Annotated in this window: 12 protein-coding genes; 2 read left to right on the top strand and 10 right to left on the bottom strand. The window is 53.3% G+C overall.

Features of this window, described 5'->3' with window-relative positions; translation table 11 throughout:
* Positions 1 to 231 precede the first annotated feature (231 nt).
* Positions 232 to 1548, bottom strand: a complete 1317-nt coding sequence (locus tag KXG62_RS02090; RefSeq protein ID WP_218090232.1) for an ABC transporter substrate-binding protein — start codon at positions 1546 to 1548, stop codon at positions 232 to 234.
* A gap of 456 nt (positions 1549 to 2004) precedes the next feature.
* Between KXG62_RS02090 and KXG62_RS02085 the strand changes: the two genes are divergently transcribed.
* Positions 2005 to 3633, top strand: coding sequence for an ATP-binding protein (locus KXG62_RS02085; protein ID WP_218090231.1), 1629 nt, complete (start codon positions 2005 to 2007; stop codon positions 3631 to 3633).
* Between the two features lie 154 nt (positions 3634 to 3787).
* On the opposite strand, the gene KXG62_RS02080 is transcribed toward KXG62_RS02085, so the two are convergent.
* From KXG62_RS02080 to KXG62_RS02050, 7 genes are all read right to left on the bottom strand, one after another.
* Entirely contained in the window at positions 3788 to 9364 is a 5577-nt protein-coding gene (locus KXG62_RS02080) for a lamin tail domain-containing protein (protein WP_218090230.1), read from the bottom strand.
* A 393-nt stretch (positions 9365 to 9757) separates the two neighbouring features.
* Positions 9758 to 11143 (bottom strand): DJ-1/PfpI family protein, encoded by a 1386-nt coding sequence (locus tag KXG62_RS02075; RefSeq protein WP_218090229.1) that lies wholly within the window; start codon positions 11141 to 11143, stop codon positions 9758 to 9760.
* A 282-nt stretch (positions 11144 to 11425) separates the two neighbouring features.
* Positions 11426 to 12490 (bottom strand): NAD(P)/FAD-dependent oxidoreductase, encoded by a 1065-nt coding sequence (locus tag KXG62_RS02070; protein WP_425517319.1) that lies wholly within the window; start codon positions 12488 to 12490, stop codon positions 11426 to 11428.
* Between the two features lie 39 nt (positions 12491 to 12529).
* Positions 12530 to 13531, bottom strand: a complete 1002-nt coding sequence (locus KXG62_RS02065) for an ABC transporter substrate-binding protein (RefSeq protein WP_218090228.1) — start codon at positions 13529 to 13531, stop codon at positions 12530 to 12532.
* Positions 13532 to 13602: 71 nt separating this feature from the next.
* Positions 13603 to 14454 (bottom strand): helix-turn-helix transcriptional regulator, encoded by an 852-nt coding sequence (locus KXG62_RS02060; protein WP_218090227.1) that lies wholly within the window; start codon positions 14452 to 14454, stop codon positions 13603 to 13605.
* Between the two features lie 169 nt (positions 14455 to 14623).
* Positions 14624 to 15274 carry a response regulator transcription factor gene (locus tag KXG62_RS02055; RefSeq protein WP_218090226.1) on the bottom strand — a complete coding sequence of 217 codons (651 nt, stop codon included), beginning with the start codon at positions 15272 to 15274 and terminating at the stop codon, positions 14624 to 14626.
* Positions 15275 to 15290: 16 nt separating this feature from the next.
* The gene (locus tag KXG62_RS02050) at positions 15291 to 17675 is read right to left on the bottom strand and encodes a sensor histidine kinase (RefSeq protein WP_246627257.1); all 2385 of its coding nucleotides are present in this window, start codon (positions 17673 to 17675) and stop codon (positions 15291 to 15293) included.
* A gap of 196 nt (positions 17676 to 17871) precedes the next feature.
* On the opposite strand from KXG62_RS02050, the gene KXG62_RS02045 reads away from it, so the two are divergent.
* The gene (locus KXG62_RS02045; protein ID WP_246627256.1) at positions 17872 to 18651 is read left to right on the top strand and encodes a metallophosphoesterase; all 780 of its coding nucleotides are present in this window, start codon (positions 17872 to 17874) and stop codon (positions 18649 to 18651) included.
* A gap of 35 nt (positions 18652 to 18686) precedes the next feature.
* Here the strand turns inward: KXG62_RS02045 and KXG62_RS02040 are convergent, their stop codons facing one another.
* Entirely contained in the window at positions 18687 to 19418 is a 732-nt protein-coding gene (locus KXG62_RS02040; RefSeq protein WP_218090224.1) for a Stf0 family sulfotransferase, read from the bottom strand.
* A gap of 176 nt (positions 19419 to 19594) precedes the next feature.
* Positions 19595 to 19864: a CD3324 family protein gene (locus tag KXG62_RS02035; RefSeq protein ID WP_218090223.1), complete on the bottom strand. Its 270-nt coding sequence runs from the start codon at positions 19862 to 19864 to the stop codon at positions 19595 to 19597.
* Positions 19865 to 19991: the final 127 nt, after the last annotated feature.

Below are 19991 nucleotides of genomic sequence, written 5' to 3'. Positions count from 1 at the left end.
TCCATCTTATCTTCATCTATCGCGCTGCGCATGGGGTCATCGTTATATCGCCGAAACATGCAAACGCTTACTTCATGAGTATATGATAACACGGCCGGATTCCATCTGAATATGCCCTTTCACGAAAACAAACAGCCCTTCATCTCCTGCCTGAAGGGCTGTTCAATAGGGGGCTGCCGCATCACGATTGGCGTTACCCCGGGCTTTGCTGACTTTGATCGGACACGACGCTTACTTCCCTTTTAGCTCATCCACCTTCTGGTTAATCTTCTCTTCCGTTTCCCGTATGAGCGTATTGATATCCTTCGTGTTGCCGAACAGCTGCAGGGCGCCCGAATTGAGCAGACCGTCGGCGGTCGCATCGAACTTCGTCGGATTATTGTGAATCGGGACGGGACGATGCTTGAAGATCGCCTGCACGTTTTTCCCTTTCAGCACATCGGATTCCGTCCCGAATTTGTCGCGAATATCCTTGCTCGCGAGCGGAGAAACGATTCTTCCTTGCTTGGAGGCGTGTAGCTGCGCGTTGTCCGCCAGGATCGCCGAAATGACCTGGAACGCTTCCTTCTGGCGCTTGCTCTGCGGCGTAACGAACAAATAGTAGGCGTCCGCTTCCCCGTATTTGCCCGGCTTTTCCGTAAATTGCGGATAAGTGGCCAGATCCCAGTCCAACCCGCCTTTGACCGCGTCGGCCATCCGATGGAACAAGCCGATGAACGGATACATGGCAATCGTCTTGTCGTACAGGAAGGCGTTCAGTTCGTCCCCGCCTTTTTTGTCGTTCGTGTTGCCCGGAATCGAGACGATCGACTGGTACACCTGGAACGCCCGCTTCCACGGATCCGTATTGATTCTCGCTTTGTCCGTCGCCGGATCGAATCGGTTGAGCGCGAGCGGGGACGCAATGCGGACGATATTGCTCGATCCGAGGCCGCGATACTGTACGCCGCCGTCGGTAGCCGTCACCTTTTTGCCCAGCTCGATGACTTCCTCCCATGTCATGCCGTCCTTCGGGTAACCGACGCCGAATCGGTCGAACAGCGCCTTGTTGTAATAGAGCGCGTCATAGTTCATGCCGTAAGGCAGTGCATAAATTTCGCCTTTTTTGCCGAAGGCTTTGATCGTCTCCAAAATAATCGGATCGAGACGGTTCAGATCGAAGCCCTGCTGCTTGATTTGCCCGCTCAGATCGAGCGCCACGTTCAGATCGATCATCTGCTGCATGTTCGCCGTCCCCATAATGATCATGTCGGGAACCTCGCCTGCGGCTACCATGGTCGTAATATTGTTGGTCGACGTTGTCGTAATGACATTCAGTTTGATGTGCGGATATTTGGCGGCCAGCGGCTTGAAGAACACTTCCTCATAGTCTTCATCCGTAATTTTCCAGCCCGCCAGCAAATTGATCGTCACCGGCTCGGGCGGCGCTTCCTTCTTGTCTGCCTCTCCCTGCGCCGGCTTCTGTCCGCCGCCTCCCACGCCGCAAGCGGACGTCCCCATTACCGCAAACGCCAGCACGAACGCCGGCATGATGGTTTTGTAACGCATGCTCAAGCCCCCTTAACAATGTTATTCCTGCCGCATCCGTCACAGCCGGTATTATTCCCGCTTTCACCGGCCTTTTGTAAGCGCTAACAGATAGGAATAAGCTGGCGCCTTCCATGGAGAGCGGCCATGCTTTCTTCGCATGGCGTCGCTTGCCGCCGTATTCGAATCCGCCGAATGGCACGAACGCCCGTCGGCTCCGGCATGGGGTCCGCGCTCGGATTTATCTGTTATTTCTGCAGTATATCCTTATCGTAATTAAAGCGTTTACGGTTGAACATGCACTTTTTTGAATGGCAATCTATCCAAAATTTCCCTGAATATTTAACTGCCGTTGAACCGCATTGACCCTCCCGGTGGCAAGCGTTTTTTTTAACTGCAAGGCTTGTGAAAAAAAGGGACTGATACAGATTGTGTCGAAAATGTAATCTACACCCTATTTTTTGAGGAGCCGACATCATGCTGGATTTATTGAAAGAATATTTCGTTCAGTTCGGAATCATCTTTTTTCCCATTACCGTGTATCAGCTTTGGGCGATCGGGACATCATTCAACTCCTTGCCCATACGCAGCTGGCTGATTGGCGTGTATGGCGGCGCTTCTGCCATTCTGTGTCAACTGATGCCCGTCCATATTCTGGGGGAAATAGGAAATTTCCAGTGCATTCCGGTCATCTTGTCCATTATGTATGGAAAACGCAAAGCCGGCATCGTTACCATCATGCTGCTGGCGGCATACCAGTTGATGACGATGAAGCAGGATGCCGTATTCAGCATTATTGGAATTCTCGTCTATTCCGCCATCCCGATGCTGTTGTGCAACCGGTTCGAAACTTATGATCGCCGGAAGCGATTGTCTGCGGTGATCTCACTGTCTGTCGTTACGCTTATCGTTCAAATCACGTTTTTGTTTGCGTATTTTGCTTTCGTTTACGATCAAACGGCGCTGCTTTTGCAGCACATCGATTTTCTCGGCATGGCCTGCCTGATCCAACTGGTGATGACGGTCATTGCGTTCCGGCTCATTGAAAGCACAATTCAGATCGGACGAATCCGGAACATGCAGGAATCCTTGATCGAATACAACCCGCTGGGCATTTGCGCCTTCGACCTCCATAACCGGTTCATCAAGGCTAACGCAGCTTATGAAAAAATTACCGGATACAAAGAGAGCGAGCTGCTGGGCAAATCCAGACTTCATATGTGGTTTGACGAAGGGCATGCCTATGCCGGAGAAGTGCTGGCCCGCGTATCGCAGGGCGAGGTGCTCAAAGATATGGAGACGACGCTTCGGCATAAAAACGGCGGTAAAATCGATGTCCGTTTCACGGTCGTGCCGATTGTGGAGGGCGGCTCCGTTGCCGGCGTATTCGGCATGATTAACGACATTACCGAGTCGAAACGTTCGCAGGAGCATCTGCGCAATTCCGAAAAGCTATCGGTCGTCGGACAATTGGCCGCGGGCGTAGCCCATGAAATCCGCAACCCGCTGACGACGTTGAAAGGGTTTCTCCAGCTGCTGTCCAAATCCGCTTCTACGACAACGAAGGAGCTGGAATACTTGGACATTATGAAAAACGAGCTGACCCGCATCGAATCCATCGTCAGCGAGATGCTCGTTCTGGCCAAGCCGCAGGCGCTGGCCTTTCAGCTGGTAGATTTGAAGGAAAATCTGGAGACGATCATGAGGCTGCTGTCCGCCCAAGCAAATATGCACACGATCGAGATTACGTTTAAAGATAACGGCTTGTCTCCCACCGTGATGGGCGATGACACCCAGCTGAAGCAAGTATTCCTCAATCTGGTCAAAAATGCGTTCGAGGCCATGGCGCAAGGAGGGAAGCTGTGCATCCGTTTAACGTCTCATTCGGGGTATGTCCGAGTTGACTTTGCCGATACCGGGGCTGGCATCCCGGAAGACGTCGTCCAAAAAATCGGCGAGCCCTTCTTCACCACCAAAAGTACAGGTACCGGGCTAGGATTTCTCCTCAGCAAACGCATCGTGACGGCGCATAACGGATGGATCGACATCCAAAGCAAGCTCGGCCAAGGGACGACGATTTCGGTGCATCTTCCGGTCGGCTCATAATTGCATACATACATAAGCATGGGGGCGTCATCGCTCCCTTTTTTCTTTTTCAAACAGGAAAAGCGAACTTACGTTCTTTTTTGTGTAGATTCGGAGGCGACACCCGCATAAATAGAATCAGGGCATCCTTTGCAGGATGCCCTGATGGTGACAATTATTTAAAAAGTACATTAAAGATCGCTTGTGCCGATTCCGCCCGCGTTGCGCTTGCTTTCGGATCGAATCGGTCGCCGTCTTTGCCGCCCAGAAGTCCGGCGCTTTTCGCCTTGGAGACCGCTTCCGCAGCCCAATCGGCAATGTTGGAAGCATCCGTGAATCCAGCAGCACCTTCCTGCTGCACTGTCCCATGCTGGCGCTCCCATGCGCGAACGAGCAGCACAGCCATTTGCTCGCGCGTAATCGGCTCATCCGGCGCGAACCGGCTTGCGTCTACGCCGGAGACCAGACCGTTCGACGACGCTGCCTGTACCGCCCCGTTATACCATGCTGTCGGCTCCACGTCGTCAAACTGCCCGCCGGCTACGCCGCCAGCATCCAATCCGAACGCGCGAACCAGCAGCGCCGTATACTCCGCGCGCGTCACCGCTTCATCCGGTGCAAACCGGTCGCCGGATCCCCCTTCCGCCACATGCTTTGCGGCAAGGACCTGGAGCGCCTCGCTGGCCCAATGATTCGTCGGAACGTCGGTATACGATTTGGTGTATTCAATGGCGACGTACGTACCCGCCATTGTCACTTCAGCGGTCAATACGCCGTTCGTTACATGTCCCCCCACATAAGTGAGCGAACCGTCCGGCTGGACCGCATACAATCCGACCAGTCGCGAATCGCGTACAGCTTCCAGCTTCACTTGGACTTCCACCGGCTGCTGCAGCTGCTTCACTGCTGCCGGTCCGTTCGCCGTTTCGACGGATAATCCGAAAGTAAACGCTTGGCTTGCGGCTGTCCTTTCCGCCGTATTGACAGGTAGGGAAGCTGGTATTACGCTCACCGTCGTTTGCGGTGCGGCTGCTTCGGCTTGCCCAATCGAACCGGCCGCCGCTTTAAGCGCTTCGCCTGGGATGACAAGATTAACGCCGCCCTGCTTCACTTCCAGCGCAGCTCCCTTCAACGCATCCATGGCCTCGGGCGAAACAACCAGCGCCGTTTGACCGCCTGCGAGCTCCAGCTGTACCGGACCGCCGTTCGCCGGAACGGTATCCAGCGTAACCGTCTGCTGAGTACCCGGTTCCTTCACATCGGCACCAGCGCCGTTCCCTGTCACGCTGCCGACAGTACCGCCGCTGTTACCGCCAGCTAGGGCACTGTTATCACTGCCGCTGCTCGTATCCTCGGGGTCACCGTTGTTTTCGTTGCTTCCGTTGTTCCCGGAGCCAGCTCCAACGACAATGATGTCCAGATCCAGAGACTTGCCGGCGAAAGAGACCGTGATGGTGTCCAATCCCGGCTTAATTGCTGTGACCAGGCCTGTACTGTTCACGGCCAGCGCTCCGGTCTTCCCTTTCACCGTGTAGCTGGCCTGCGATGTAACGTCTCCTTCAGGCAGTCCCGCATATACGGTTTTGACGGCAAGCTGGAATGTTGTTCCTGCCGTCATCTTCCCATTGACAGGAGGCGCTGCGGAAATCGAATCCGGAGATGCCACTTCTACCGATGCGGTCAGCACGCTCGAACCGGATGTTCCGGTAATCGTCGCCATGCCCGCCATTTTCCCGCGAATAAGGCCTGATGACGAAACTTCGGCAACCGCCGTATCGCTGCTCGTCCACGTATATCCAGCCGTTACATTCTCGGCATTGCTCTTTCCGCGATTGGCTAGTACGGCGGCTTGTGCCTCTGCGCCGATGTTCATGATTTGCGGCACATGGGTCAAGCTGCGAGTGTCATAAGCGCGAAGCAGGTTCAGATCCATCTTAAGCAGCCGGTCCATGGAATACGACGACATAAACCGCGTGTGGTTCGCGCCGGATTCAAAGTTCACATAGAGCTGATCAACGCCGTTTTCCTTACGGAAAAACATGTTCTCCGCACCGGTCGGAACGATCGTGGACCCGATTTGGTTAACACTGTCGAGCAGCCATACCGGCACGCTGACCCCGCTGATTGTCGTTTCGCCGTTTTTGGTGGAAAGATCGGAAAGATCCGGCATGGCATACCGCACAATCGAATTGTAAGGCCGGCCATAGTTATAAGTGACGAAGATTTCGCCGTTATTGAATTCGACGCCTTGAATTTTATCCCCGATGCTGAATATATAGCTCGGCACGTTCGATTTCGGCAAATCGTTGTCGCCGATCTCATAACCGGCAATCCACGCCAGATGCGTCTCTCCATTGCGGCTTTGCATGGAATGCGATGCATTCGTCGTGTACGACGGCGGGTTGCTGTACTCCCCGACCCAAAGAATACCGTTGGCATACGCCGTGAACGAAGCGTTCGTAACGACGCTGAATGTGTCGGCAAATTTGGCGAAGCCTTGGTTCTGCGCATCGATCAGCGTCTGCACCGGCATTCTGTACACTTTGGAGCCCGAAGACAGCCAAATGTTATCTCTGCTAACCGCGACGCCCCCCGCATGTCCGGTGTAAACCGTTCCATCCGGATTTTTCAGGTTGACGTATTTCACGAGTTGACCGGTCTTTGCGTCTACGACGGCTAATGTACTCGGATCGCCCGTATAATGATATGCCGCCATGAATATCCATTCCCGCTCGCTATCCGCATAATAGGACATTCCTTGCGGAACATGTCCCTGCACGAGGCCTGGAATGACGGGACCCTTCTCCCCACTATCCCATGTTTGCTGAAAGCTCGATTCGGTCAATGCGTTGGCCGGACTCGGATCGCGTTCGACTTGAGTCATTACGGCATAATCCGGCGTCACATTCGCGGACGTGCGGGCGGATTCGTTGCCCGATTGATCGACGCTGCTGAGCTCTACCGTTACCGCCGTTTGTCCCCGGAGCCCCGGAATGGTGTACGAAGTGGCGCCTGCCGGGAGTGTAATGTCCAGCTTTCCGCCTACATACAGACGGTAGCCTGCCAAATCCGGCTCTGTATTCGGCAGCCAGCTGACGGTCGCTTCCCCGCGCCCCGGTGCCGCTTGCAAGCCTGCCGGCGCTGCCGGTGCAGTCTGGTCCGCGAACGATTCGCGAGGGAATTGCCCCGGCTCTACCATGCCCGGTGTCGGGTCTTGAAGAGTGCCCGACGTCCGCATCTCGACTCCGCCGAACATCGGATACGCATAGGTTATCCCTTTACGCTCTTCGAATTGCCCGCTTGTATAGGCAGCCGATACGATGACCGTACCGTCCGATTCCACGATCTCGACAACGCCGCCGCTGTTGGTCAAGCCGCCTGCGCCATCCCCGAGCACAATGGATGAATCCGGAATATACTTGGCTGTCTCCGGGCCGTAATAGCTATAGTTGAACCCGTCCGTTTTCAAGTACTCCAACCCGGCAGGCCGTACCCAGAACAGCAGGCTCTGCTTGGCGCCGATCAAGGTAGGACTGTTAAACGTCCAGGACCACGTCTTGGTCGGATCGGCCGAAGGCGTGAAGCGGAGCGTTTTCCCCATCAGATCGATCGGCTGCGCTTGCGGATTATACAGCTCGACAAATTCATGGGCATCGTACACGCTCCGGGAGTCCAGCGGCTCGGTGTTCCACGAATCGGGAACGATCTCCGTAATCATCACTTTGGGCATCGCATCGATCGACGGCGTGACCGTGACCGGTGCGGTTCTTGCCGATTCTCTGCCTGCGGTATCGATCGTGCTCAACTGCACCGTGACCGGAGAGCCGTTATCCAACCCTTCGATAACCGCTTCTTTTTCCGGCATTAGCAGCTTCGCGCTGACCGTATTATTGACATAGACGTTCACGTAAGCGACATCAGGCTCCAGCGCCTCGCTCCAGGTAGCCTTGATTCCCCCGACCCCGGCGATGATCTGTACACCGGTTGGCGCTGCAGGCGGCGCTGTATCGGATGGGTCGGCTACTTTTTGCACCGGATATAAAAACCCGGGATTCGCCGGCTTGGAGAATCGTTCGGACGACACGACGCCGTTGCTTCGGTCCGGTATAAAGTTCGCGCTGATGCTTTCTCCGACATCTTCTACATTATAAGCCGTGTCTGACAGGACGATATTGTCAGGATCCAGCATCTGTACGCGCCGGGACGCGCTGTTGGACATCCCGCCGTTCACAACGACGAACAGCTGCTCCTCAGTAATGGCGCTCCCGTATGCGAGATTAAACTCGGTCAATCCGACCTGCTGGACACCGGAGTTTTTGAACCAAATAATAAACGTTCCTTGTGCCGGTACAATTTTATCCTCGTTAATCGGATACTTATACTCGGTGGCGCCGGCAATATACTTCAATGTGAACCCTTTCAGGTTGATCGGCGTCGATGTTGAATTATACAGCTCGATGAATTCGAATGCATCGGTGCCGCCGGTTTTGTAATCGGCGTTCTTCGTATTTGGCGCCATCTCCGTCAGCACTAACGTAGGCGCCGCTTGCGGCTTCTGCGTCGCCGTCGCCGGAAGCGCGGATTTCAGCCCCGTCGTGCCGATTGCGTAAACCGCGAATGTCACGGATTGCCCGTTTGTCAGCCCGGTCACGTTGTATGTAGAGCCGGTCACGGTGGATGACAGCTTCACGCCGTCCTTGTATAGTTCATAGCTGGCTACCGTCCCGTCGGTAACCGGGTCCCAGCTCAGACGTATCGCTTGATCGCGCGGAAGCGCTTGCAGTCCGGACACAGGGGCTGGAGTTACGGGTATACCGGCTTTCCCCCGGAACGGCGCCGAAGCCGGCGATACGCTGCCATTGGCATAGACGGACGATACCGTAAACGAATAATCGCTGCCGTTCGTCAATCCGCTGAATTGGTAAGTCGCTCCCGTAACCGAAGCGGCCGGCAGCCCATCCCGCGAATAAATCCGATACCCGGTCACACTCGGATCGCTGTTTGGAGTCCAGGATAGCGTCAGGCTTCGTTCTCCCCCGACGGCGACCGCGTCAACAGGAGCTGTCCCTAATACTTCGTCGGTTGCGATACGACCCGGCGTAGCATCTTTATTTCCGCCGTTATGAACCATGGCAATGCCGGATGCCGGCTCTTTGAACGAAATGCCCTGGTCTTTTACCGTGTCGTCGACTGCACTTGTTCCGGTCCCCAAATAATAGGTCGCGTTAACAATGTCTGAACCCGAAGGGCTAATCAGCGTAATCGTGATGTTCGTTTGGTTTTTTGCTCCATCACCGTTATATAACCCGGATATGTTTTGCATGATATAAATGCGTTCGTCCGCCAATTCATCGGCTGTCTTTCCATAATTGCCTCTGAACTGATCGCGAGTCAGTTGCGGACTTAGTTTGCTGACGGTACTATTTTGCGTCCAGATGATTACGGTTTCACGAGGCGGAATCTTAAAGCTGCCGTTGATCGTTCCTGTCCAGCCCGTTGTGCCAACATATATACCCTTGAGCTTATAACCGTTCAAATCAATCCAGTTGTCCGAAGCGTTGTACAATTCAACATACTCGAATCCGTCATCACTACCAACATTGGATGAATCAGGCAAAAGCTCCGTAATGAGAATCGGCGGAACGGACGGTGCTGCCAATGCCAACGGTGCGCCCAGACCCGTCAATGCCGTTGTGGCCACCATAGACAAAGTCAATGTTTGAACTGCCGCCATTTTAAATTTACGCTTCATTACTTTCCTCCTTCGACATTACCGGCTGTCTGCTCGTCATCGCAGCACGAGGACAAGGGGACGCCAAAAAGCCCAGGCTCATCTGGTCACAAGACAAATACGCAGCTGCGCACTTGTCTTGCGTACATTAGACACCTAGGCTATCTCTTCGTCTCCGCCCATGCTTATGTCTTTACAATGATGTGAAATGTAACCGGTAACAATTACTACACATTATCCTCATTCTATTAGCAAAAATCAAGAGCCTTTTTCATGAATTTTGACGAACAATTACGAACTTTTAGTCAAAATTAATCCATATATATCCATATCAAGTCATTTGCTACATAACCGGTAAAACCCGTGCGAACGCCGTCTCCCTTATTTTTACACCATATCCAAAATGACCTACGGCTAATTCCCTGCGGTACGTTCACGAGGATCGAAACGCCTCAGACTTCTCCGCATACTCTTACAGTGTGCATAGGCGATAGCCAGCAATCCGACAAGCCCGAGCACGATCGGAGTGACGAACGCTTCTACAGGGAACGGCGGGCCTGCAAGCTTCAAATGATCGGCACGGTATTCGAGCCGCTTGGCCGCCCAGATGGCTGTAAGAACATCCTCCTGCTTGGCTAAATCTGCAAGCACGGCATCAAACACAAATGCGTCCGGTGCTCCGCCATGAATGAATTCAGGCTTCGCCGTATGGACCGCCTTCTCATTCCAATGCTTCATCTCCTCGGAGGATAGAGCCTGCGCTTCATGACCAGTAACGAATAGCCGGTCGATGGCAGGAACGTTGGTTGCTTGATACCGCGCGATCAGGTTCAGGTGATGCTTCGTTACGATCGGCCGGTTCTCGCTCGAAACGGTGTACAGCTGCGTTGTCCCCAGAGGCGCGTAAGTATCGAATACGGAGGTCAATGCACTTTCCTCCATGCCGTCGTACAGCAGCACCCCTGCCTTTTTCTTGAAAAATTGATACGCCAGGTTCAAGTAAAATATCGCCTCCGTCCGGTCGATCACGTAAGGATCCGTCTTCGGATGACTCACGAAATGATAGGAAGGGTAATTCATCTCCGCTGCGATTTTCCCGGCTGCGGCTTCGCCCAGATCACGCGAAATGACATGAAGGACAGCGTCGATGCCCGAGGTGAGTCCGGCCGATGCCGTCATGTTTCCGTCTCGAACATACCGTTGGTCGGTCACCCACTTTGTGTCGGGGTACTTTTTCTGAACTTGATTGAGCAATCGCCAGTGAATGGTCGACGATCTCCCTTTCAGCAAGCCGGCGTCGGCCACATTGCTCGAGCCGGAGCAGATGCTTAGCCATTCCGTTTCGGCATGCTTTTGCAGCCACGCCCGAACCGGACGGTACTTCGCTTCATCGTTCATCGGCATATAGGGAACGACGATAAGGTCCGGACTTTGGCCCAGCAGCGCATCCACCTCGTCAAAAGAATAATGCGGCACCAGATCCAGTCCTCCGGTCAATGATGTTGCATCCGGGGTGGGTGCGACAGCAAAAACATTATACGCTCCAGTCATCGCGAACATTTCATAAGGCACCATAAAATCGAACACTTCGGTAAGCGGATTGCCGAGCACGACGGCAATCGTGGGCTTCTTCGGATCATATTCAGGCTTCGTTACCGCCTGCAAGGAAGGCGCCGGCATATCTCGCACGGAAAGCCAGTTTGCCCTCGAACGAAGCGCTCCGTACGCTCCAATCCCTCCGACGAATAACGCTACAATGCATACATACACGATAGAACGGAACAACCATTTTCTCACCATACTTCATCCTCTCGCGAACTTGATTTACAGCGGGCTTACGGCTCCGCGAACCACGGGGAGCGCAATCGGCAGCTCCCGTCCTGAAGTCATCGTACCACCGCCGCAAACGCCGTAACGCGCAAACCATGAAGGGACTCCCGCAAAAAAACGGGTGTTCGGCGCAAAAGATTACCGATGCTGATATGTAAAAAAACAACGGACTAAGGCATCACGCCTTAATCCGTTGCTCCGCTTTCAGGTCCGAGGTGGTACAGTACAGGATCACCCGGCTTTATAGGTCCATTACAGCTGGTTGTTCACCAGCATCTGATGAATTAACTCGCGATTCCGGCTGTTAAAAATATCGTTATGCGAAGATACGGTTCCGATTTGATTCGCTTCGGGCTGCAAATATAGCTTCGCCTGGTTCACCGCATTCGCCGCATCTTGGAAAGCACCTGCAATCAAGTGCAATTTCTTATCGTATTTCAGAATATCCTCCGCTGCGTAAATGCCCGGCACGGACGTGCCGCTGGCGGATTGGCCGTCAATGTAATGCCCGTCGATCAGCTCAAGCTTCACTCGGCTATTATCCAATAAAGACCGGTCACGTTCGTAACCGTGATTGATAATGACTTCGTCAATTGGCAGTTCATCCACCTCGCCCGTTAGATGGTTGGTCAGCTCGACTCTTTCAATCTTCTCGTGATTCGAATGGGCGATCAGCTTCGTGATGGTGGTGTTAAAGAAACATTTCACGGAGCTGTTCAGCAGTTGTCTCACCTGAGCCTCGTGTCCCAACAGCGCGTCCTTGCGATATGTCAAATACACTTGACGCGCGATAGGCTCGAGTTCGTTGGCCCAATCCACTGCTGAATTTCCTCCGCCGGAAATGATCACTGTTTTATCCTTGAACCGCATAAGCGACTTGACGACGTAATGTAAATTCGCCACCTCGAACTTCTCAGCGCCTTCGAGGTCAATTCGTTGAGGCTCCAGTATGCCTCCTCCGATCGCTACGATGACCGTTTTCGTATAATGCCGCTCTCCCGACGCAGTCCGCAGGACGTAGCAGCCGGATTCATCGCGTTCAATCGCCTCCACCTTCTGATTCAATGCGACGGTCGGATTAAAGGTCAACCCTTGTTCAACCATTTGTTCAATTAATTTTTCGCCAAGTGTAGGCGTAAGGCCGCCCACGTCCCAAATCATTTTTTCCGGATACACATGGACCTTTCCGCCCAATACCGGCTGATATTCGATCAGCTTTGTTTTCATTTCCCGCAAACCGCTGTAAAAAGCTGCGAACAGACCGGCAGGTCCTCCGCCAATGATCGTAACGTCGTATAAATCCTCGTGCGCTATCATCCGAATCGCTCCTTTGCAATGAACGTTGGTTTTGTATCCTTATTGAGATAACACATGTTTAACAATGGTTTTGACCCCCAGCTCGATTCCCAGCGGTCCTCCGGCTGCAATCGAACTGTCTAAAGGATACATCCGCTTGTTCTTGATCGCTTGAAGAGAATTCCATACCGGATCGCTCTCCAAATTTTTCAGATATGTATTTAATTTCTGGGATGATCCTCCCAGGTCAGCGACGAACATGTAATCGGGATTCATCGACGCCAGTCCCTCCAGTGAAGTCTGCTCTCCTTTGGTGGACATGTTGACATAATGTTTCGGCGGATTGAGACCAAGACCGCTGTCCTTGCTGAACACGAATTGGGTGGTAAACGCCCAATATTGTTTATCTCCCAGCATCGTAACGCCGAACGATTTGTCGCTGTACGCCTTCAGCTGATCTCTTGATTTGGCGACGAACGCTTCGATCCGCGCAATTTCATCTTCGGCCTTCTTTTCTTTTCCTAACATTTTGCCGTATTCCCGCAGCGCGCCTTGCCAGTTGTTCTCGTTGCTGTCGACGGTAATGACAGGAGCGATTTGATCCAGCTTCCCGCCGTAGCTCTCGTACCGGCTTGCGACCGCAATAATTAAATCCGGGTTAACCCCCAGCAATTTCTCCAGGTTGGGACTGGCAATCGAACCGAGATCGGCAATCGGATTGTTCTTATACGGCGCCAAAGATTCCCATTCGCTAAGCACATTGAGATCCGTGGCGGCCACAGGGGATTCGCCAAGCAGGAACAGATGCTCGAAATTACGGAAAAACAGCAGGGCAACCCGCTCCGGCTTCTTCTCCAACACAACCTTGCGGCCCAGCGCATCTACATAAGTTCTCGGCCATTGTTTCGCCTCCTGCCCGTTTGTTCCGGACGCGGAGGCCCCTGTTACAGGCGATGCAGGATTCGGTTCCCCGGAGTTTCCAGTCTTGGGCGCTCCGGCGCATCCAGCCAGCATAACTGCCAAAAGTGCAATGGAGATGATTAGTCCCATCAGTCGTTTCATGCGAACTCCTCCGATAATCTCTTTGTTTTGCCTCGTCTATCTTGGCTATCGCCAGTGTAGCAAAACGAATTTTAGCTGTGAATGGAGCCATCCTGAAATCCATATGGATTATTCCTGAAATGACTCCGGAACTCGCCGGGGGAGACGCCGAACTGTTTTTTAAACAAACGGCTGAAATATAACGCGTCGGCATAACCGACGCTGCCCGCCACCTCGCCGATCGGTGCGTCGGTAGCGAGCAAGCAGTCCTTGGCCTGGTTAAGGCGATAGGCCATCAAGTAATTGCCCGGCCCCATCCCGGCGTACTTCTTAAACACATAAAACAGCCGATTTTCATTGATCTCGTTTTGCTCTGCTAGAGCACGCACGGTCAGCGCGTCCATATAATGCTCGTGGATGTAATTCGATACTTGCTCAAATAACGTCTGTTCCCCGTCATTGCTCTGGTTTCGGACGCAGACGAACAGCTCCTCCAGCACGCAGCGGAATATCGTCTCGGTCTGAAATGCCGTAACGCCTCCCGGCTGGCGGGACAATCGCCACAGCAGCTTAAGCAGCTCTGTCAGACGGGGGCTTTGGCCCGGAGACAGCTGGAAATGCGTTTTGAGCAGCGAAAAGCTCGTCAGCTCAGGCGCGCAGATGCGATAGTGTACAAGCAGGTACTCCCACCTCGTATTGCCGATGACTGTTCGGTCCAATTTCATATTCGCTCCGCCATGAACCACTGTTCCCGGCGTCAGCGTATATGGCGTTCCGTTGAATACAAACTCCGCCTTCCCCCTTAACGGAAATACAAAGCCGGGAAAAGCTTCGGTATAGCCGTCGCAGCGCCTTCCCGGATCATGCCCGTACCGGCTGACCTGTTCGATCCGAAAAGAAGTATGCGCAAAATGCTCAGCGAGCTTGTTAATGTCGATTTTCATTGTACACCGCTCCCACTTACTCCTTAATAAGCCATTCCTTTAATAAGTCACATGCTTTAATCATACTTGTATTGATATTGATAATCAATATCAATTAAGATGAAATAAAAAACCGGCTCCCGTACGGAACGGGCCGGTTATCGATCGATCTTAGCGCTGCCTATAAACGTTACGAATACAAATCTTCCATCGGAATAATCCCCAGCTGCTTCGCCTTCTTGATCGCTTCGACGCGCGAACTCGCATGCAGCTTCCGGAACAGCTCCGTCAAGGCATACTCCAGCGACCGCTGGCTGATCATGAGCGTCTTCGAAATGTCCTTGTTGCTCTTGCCTTTGACCAGCTCCCGAAGCAGCTTCTCCTCTTCCGTCGTAACGGTCGTCTCCTCGCCTCCCGGCGATCCCTGTACGACGATTTCTTGCCGCCGAAGCTGCTTGAGCAGCTGCATCGGCACAATCGCTTCCTTCCGCGACGCGCACCGGATAGCCTGGATGAGCTGCTCGCGCGTGGAGGTTTTGGCGATAAACCCGGACACGCCTGACTCCATCAACAGGTTGAAATGCGGGGCAATTTCGAAGCCGGAATAAATCAAGATCACGGCGTCCGGAACGTAGCTCAGCAGCTTGCGCGTCAAATCGACCCCGTTCATGTTCGGCATGTACAAATCGAGCAGGATGACATCGAATGTCTTCAGACGAACGAGATCGGGTACGCAGTAGACATCCGTCTCCACCGTAACGTTCATATCCGGCTCGGATTCAATCAGCATTTTCGTTCCTTCGACGACCGACCGGTGATCGTCTACCAATAAGATTTCCATAGTGTCTCCCTCTCCATTATGTCATTGGACATGTCACCGGAAACCGGATGTCAACGCCAAACCCTTGCCCCGGTGCAGAACGAAAGGCCACCCTGCCGTCCAGACTGAGCACCCGCTTCTCAATGCCGGCAAGCCCCATATGACTGAACGAATCCTGGTGCTCCGCCCATTCCATACCTACGCCGTTGTCGGCATACGTGAAAGCAAGACCGTCCACCGCATTGGCAAGCGTGATCGTCACCTTGTCCGCTTGGGAGTGCTTGTTCGCGTTATTTAGCAGCTCCTGGACAATCCGGTACATGCCCAAAATTTGTTCCTCGGTAAGATCCGCTGCAGGCGTCTCCGACACAAATTCGATTTCGTAATTCGCGAACATGCGCGTGTACTCGAATAAGCTTTTCAGCGATTGGATCAATCCCATCTTCAGTAGAAATGGAGGACGCAATTCATTGCACGTAATCCGAATTTGATGGATCGCATCCAACAGCCCTTCCTCGATCCTCTTAAGCTCTTGGTGTGCGGCAGGATCGAACGAACCGAGGGAGCGCAGCGATTCCAGCTTGCGGTACCAAATAATCAGGTCCTGCAGTACCGCATCATGCAGATCGCTGGACAATGTGGCCCGCTCTTTCTCGGAAAGCTTGAATAGCAATCGCAGCATCCAGCGCGGTGTTTCGTTGGCGGCAACCAGATCCTCCATTCGCTTCATCAAGTCTTCAATCAGATGAAGATTGTCATACAATATCGTGACATATCGAACCGCCGTCTCCAGCCATTCCCGCTCGATCGGCAGCAGTCCGTGATCGAGTCCGATCCTCAAGTAAGCGGGATGCCGCTTCTCGCCGATACGAATCCAGGTATCTCCCGGCGACAAGCGCTCCTGCTCTTCTCCCTTCGGCACCTCTTCAATGGCCACGCGGGTTGTCTGCAGCACGCTGCTCACTTCGTCAATCAACCGCTGCTCCAGCTCGGAGACTTTCAACACATTGGCCAAATCGTTGGAGAACCGGTTCAAGCTTTGCTGGAGCGCCTTGTACCGTTTCTCGCTTTCGATCAGTTCCCGCTCCTCCGTCTTCCGCTTTGTAATGTCCTTCACGATGCCGTGAATGCCGTTCAGCCGGTTCGAGAGAAAGATCGGTACGAACGTAATGCTCACGATCTTCTGTCCCTCCTTCGCCTGCGCAAGGCGGCATTCGATATGCTGTGGCCGGCCCTCCCGCTTCACACTGAGGAGCGTTTCGTACACTTCCGCGTGATCCTCATCGAAGATCATGCCGAGGAAACAGCGGTTCGCGAGCCGGGCCTTCTCCATTCCCATGATCGCTTCGAACGCCGGGTTCGCGTTAATGACATAATAACCGTCCAGCTCCATCGAGAAGACGCCGTCCAGGTTGTTCTCGAACAACGACTTGTAGCGCTGTCGGCTCTCTTCCAGAGCAAGCTCGGCCCGCTTCTGCTCCGTAATGTCCAGGGCGATCCCGTCCAGCCGCTCCGTCTCTCCGCAGTGATTGAGGAACGGCTGAATGAGCAGCCGTCCCCAGCGCGTTTCACCTTCGACATGGATGAGCCGGACCGCGATGTCTACCGGCTGCCCGTCGTCAAGCTTCTTCTTCACCTCGCCCATCAGGACCAGGTTATCGTCCGGATGAATGTGATCATGCAGCCGAATCGGATGCCTCATGATGACCTCCCGCGACATGCCCATGATCTTCTCCATGCTCTTGGAGCAGAATCGGTATTGGGTAAAATCCCGGTCGGTGGACCACACCGCGGCGCTGACATTTTCCAATATATTGTCCAGCAGCCGTTCGGCTTCCTTCCGTTCCGATACGTCCCTGACGACGGCTACGACATACAGAACCTGTCCATCAAGGCCCAGCACCGGCTTAACCCGGCTTTCCAGGTAAATGACATGCCCGTCGGCGCGAACGGCGCGGTAGCTCGTTTCCGTTGCTTCCCGCGTGTCAATCACGCTTCGGAAGCTCAATTGAACGAACTCCCGGTCCTCCGGATGAATCACATGGAATGCGTCCAATCCTTCATATTGATCCATACGATAACCGATCATCGATTCGAACGACGGCGATACGAAACGGACCACCCCTTGAACGTCCAGCAGCACGATCGTATCGGACGTATTCTCCGCGATCACGCGGTACCATGCCGCCCGCTCGTCCGCAGCCGCCGCCGCGTAGACCGTGTACGCAACCGGATGACCGTCACCAGACATCACGGGTACGCGCCGCTCGGCCGCCGGCACACGGCTCCATTGCTCCGCGATCTGCTCGAATGCCGGGTTTCCCCAGAGCATCCGCCCGTCCAAGTCCTCGACATATACCGGCTCCGGCAGATGGGTCAACAACTGCCGGGCGCTCCGGACCACTTCTTCATATACTTCCACCCGGTCCCCCCCGTTCTTCTGCACTTATGTCGCCATTATAAACCAAACGGCGGGCAGCAACCACGCAAAAAATCGGGGGACGACCGCAAGATATGACATCGCAGACTTAAAAATAATGCCGTTTTATCCAATACAACGCATCAGGCATTGAATATAGATGTTAAAGCAAACTCCCAAAAAGGATAAGGGTGATGAGATGAAACGAACCCGCGCATCGGTGAAACAGGTCATTTCATTTGCAGTTGTGGGCGACAGTCATGTCGGTTACGGGAATAGCTCCACCATCTTTAAAAGTTTACTGCCGAAGGTGGTGAGCAGCGGGAATAAACGTTTTGTTATTTTCGGAGGAGACAACGCGCAGGCGGGAACCGATCATGGGAAATTCGCTCAAGGGCGCTACGTGGACTTTAAAAATACGGCAGACTCCGTATTAGGCGCGAAGAAAATACCGTACAAAGCGTCGATCGGAAACTGGGAGACGACGACTCGGGGATTATTCAAGAAATATTTGGGAAGCGTCGCGGGACAAATGAATTTTCCGGGGACGCAGGGGAAAGTAAAGTACGTGTGGCTCGATAATGCGCCCGGACGATTCAGTAAAAAAAGCATCGATATCTTGAATACGCTCGACAACCAGCACTACTATATTATCGATTTTCATTGGCCTTTGAACGTAAAGGGCATTACGTCTTCCGTCGATCCGTCTCATGTGCTCAGCATGGCGGAAACCAAAACCTTCTTCAATGCGATACCTTCCGCGGCGAGAGATAATGTATTGGCGATTTTCTCCCACCACGCGCATAAGTTTTTCCAAAAGTATACGAATATTTATAGCGGATTTACGAAAACAAAATTTTTTGTGTGCGGCTGTTCCGGCGATTACAAATGCAAGCCAAGCAGCCGCGGTTATTACGATGCCACCCTGACCCTACAAAACAATCAATATACGGTCAGGGCCACAGCGGTAAGAGCTTGAACGAACGGCTCCCGCGAGCGCATCGCGATCCAAGGCTACCACCGGATATGCGTCCACCCGCGCTGGCTTTCTTCCCGGAACCGCTGCACCCATGCCTCCGCCACCTCGTCCGCCAGTCGATCCAGCGCCGGGGGAGCTACGGTCACGCCATCCGACGGAATGCCCAAATATTGCAGCACGTTCATCACCGTACCTTCGTAATCTTGAATAAAATCTTCATATACAATGGTCAGCGGAACAATGCCGGACTCCGACAAGAAATCCTCGATCGCCGCTTCGCACATCATGCTTTGAATAAGCAAATGCTTGATCGCTTCCTCATTGTACTTATCCGCAATGTCCTGCGCCTGCGGCTTCTCCCCGAATTTTCGATGCCACTCGCCGGTAACGATGGCGCGCCACCACGAGACGGCCAGACGGACTTTGTTCCGGCGCGTCATATAAATATGCTTGGAGCAGTGGGGAAAGGCCGTGCTCCATACCTCCGCGCGCGAAGCTTCCGGCGGCAGTTCGAACATGGCTCGAAAGGTATCGATCCATCGTTGTTCAAAGCCGATTTTCAGCCCGAATACGCCGTTTGGCGTCGTACCGTGCCGCCAGATGTTCTCCAAATCTCCGCGTGTGAAAGCAGCGGGGTCTTTGTGCTGGAAATGAAGCCATTCGGAGGGGTTGCCTGCCACTCCCGTCGAAGCGAGCGCGTAATTGAGCAAGGTGCTCCCCGTACGCTGCGAGAACCAGATCGTATAGCTTAATGCGGGTCTTGTCATCCCAGATTCCTCTCTTTCTATCCTGTTCATGTATTGTTGAAATTGTTGAACAACCTTTCCTTGAAGTTTATTTTAACCATCCGAACCGACGGATGATATGCCGTAAATACGTTATAACCGTTTTTTGCACGAAAAAGCCACATGGCATCAAAATCCCATGTGACTTGAGAGACAAGCTATTTCCGTTTGGAATACACAATTTTCTTAATGCTGTCGGATGACAGATAATAGCGCTCCGAGAGCGCCGCGATCGATACGCCCTGTGAAAATCCAGCACGAATGTCATTGTTTCTTTGCGCGATATGCGCTCTGCTGCCCGATGCTTCTCCCCAGCCTTTTCGGCGCGTTCCTTCTGGCTTGGGTACATACATCATGGCGCCGTGAATATATTGCTGCACTTCCTTCAGCAAGGCCTCCGGCAAAATGTCTGCGCTCACATATTTCATGAATCCTTTACCCCTTAAAATAAATTTCATTTCAAGGCAGCAAAGTCTTCGCAACAACCGGTTCATCCTCAATGAATGCAGGCGGTCTCAGGATTCGCTCTATACAAACAACCGCCGTCGGTTATCG

The sequence above is a fragment of the Paenibacillus solanacearum genome (assembly GCF_910593845.1).
In the GTDB taxonomy this organism is placed as follows: Bacteria; Bacillota; Bacilli; order Paenibacillales; family NBRC-103111; genus Paenibacillus_G; species Paenibacillus_G solanacearum.
Note: the sequence above shows the minus strand (reverse complement) of the source record. Positions and strands in the feature narration are given on the sequence as shown.

What these genes read in the sequence shown, in the direction of transcription:
- KXG62_RS02065 (WP_218090228.1), bottom strand. Translation starts at nt 13,531, where the DNA reads ATGAAACGACTGATGGGACTAATCATCTCCATTGCACTTTTGGCAGTT.
- KXG62_RS02085 (WP_218090231.1), top strand. Translation starts at nt 2,005, where the DNA reads ATGCTGGATTTATTGAAAGAATATTTCGTTCAGTTCGGAATCATCTTT.
- KXG62_RS02070 (WP_425517319.1), bottom strand. Translation starts at nt 12,490, where the DNA reads ATGATAGCGCACGAGGATTTATACGACGTTACGATCATTGGCGGAGGA.
- KXG62_RS02045 (WP_246627256.1), top strand. Translation starts at nt 17,872, where the DNA reads ATGAAACGAACCCGCGCATCGGTGAAACAGGTCATTTCATTTGCAGTT.
- KXG62_RS02075 (WP_218090229.1), bottom strand. Translation starts at nt 11,143, where the DNA reads ATGGTGAGAAAATGGTTGTTCCGTTCTATCGTGTATGTATGCATTGTA.
- KXG62_RS02080 (WP_218090230.1), bottom strand. Translation starts at nt 9,364, where the DNA reads ATGAAGCGTAAATTTAAAATGGCGGCAGTTCAAACATTGACTTTGTCT.
- KXG62_RS02035 (WP_218090223.1), bottom strand. Translation starts at nt 19,864, where the DNA reads ATGAAATATGTGAGCGCAGACATTTTGCCGGAGGCCTTGCTGAAGGAA.
- KXG62_RS02040 (WP_218090224.1), bottom strand. Translation starts at nt 19,418, where the DNA reads ATGACAAGACCCGCATTAAGCTATACGATCTGGTTCTCGCAGCGTACG.
- KXG62_RS02060 (WP_218090227.1), bottom strand. Translation starts at nt 14,454, where the DNA reads ATGAAAATCGACATTAACAAGCTCGCTGAGCATTTTGCGCATACTTCT.
- KXG62_RS02090 (WP_218090232.1), bottom strand. Translation starts at nt 1,548, where the DNA reads ATGCGTTACAAAACCATCATGCCGGCGTTCGTGCTGGCGTTTGCGGTA.
- KXG62_RS02055 (WP_218090226.1), bottom strand. Translation starts at nt 15,274, where the DNA reads ATGGAAATCTTATTGGTAGACGATCACCGGTCGGTCGTCGAAGGAACG.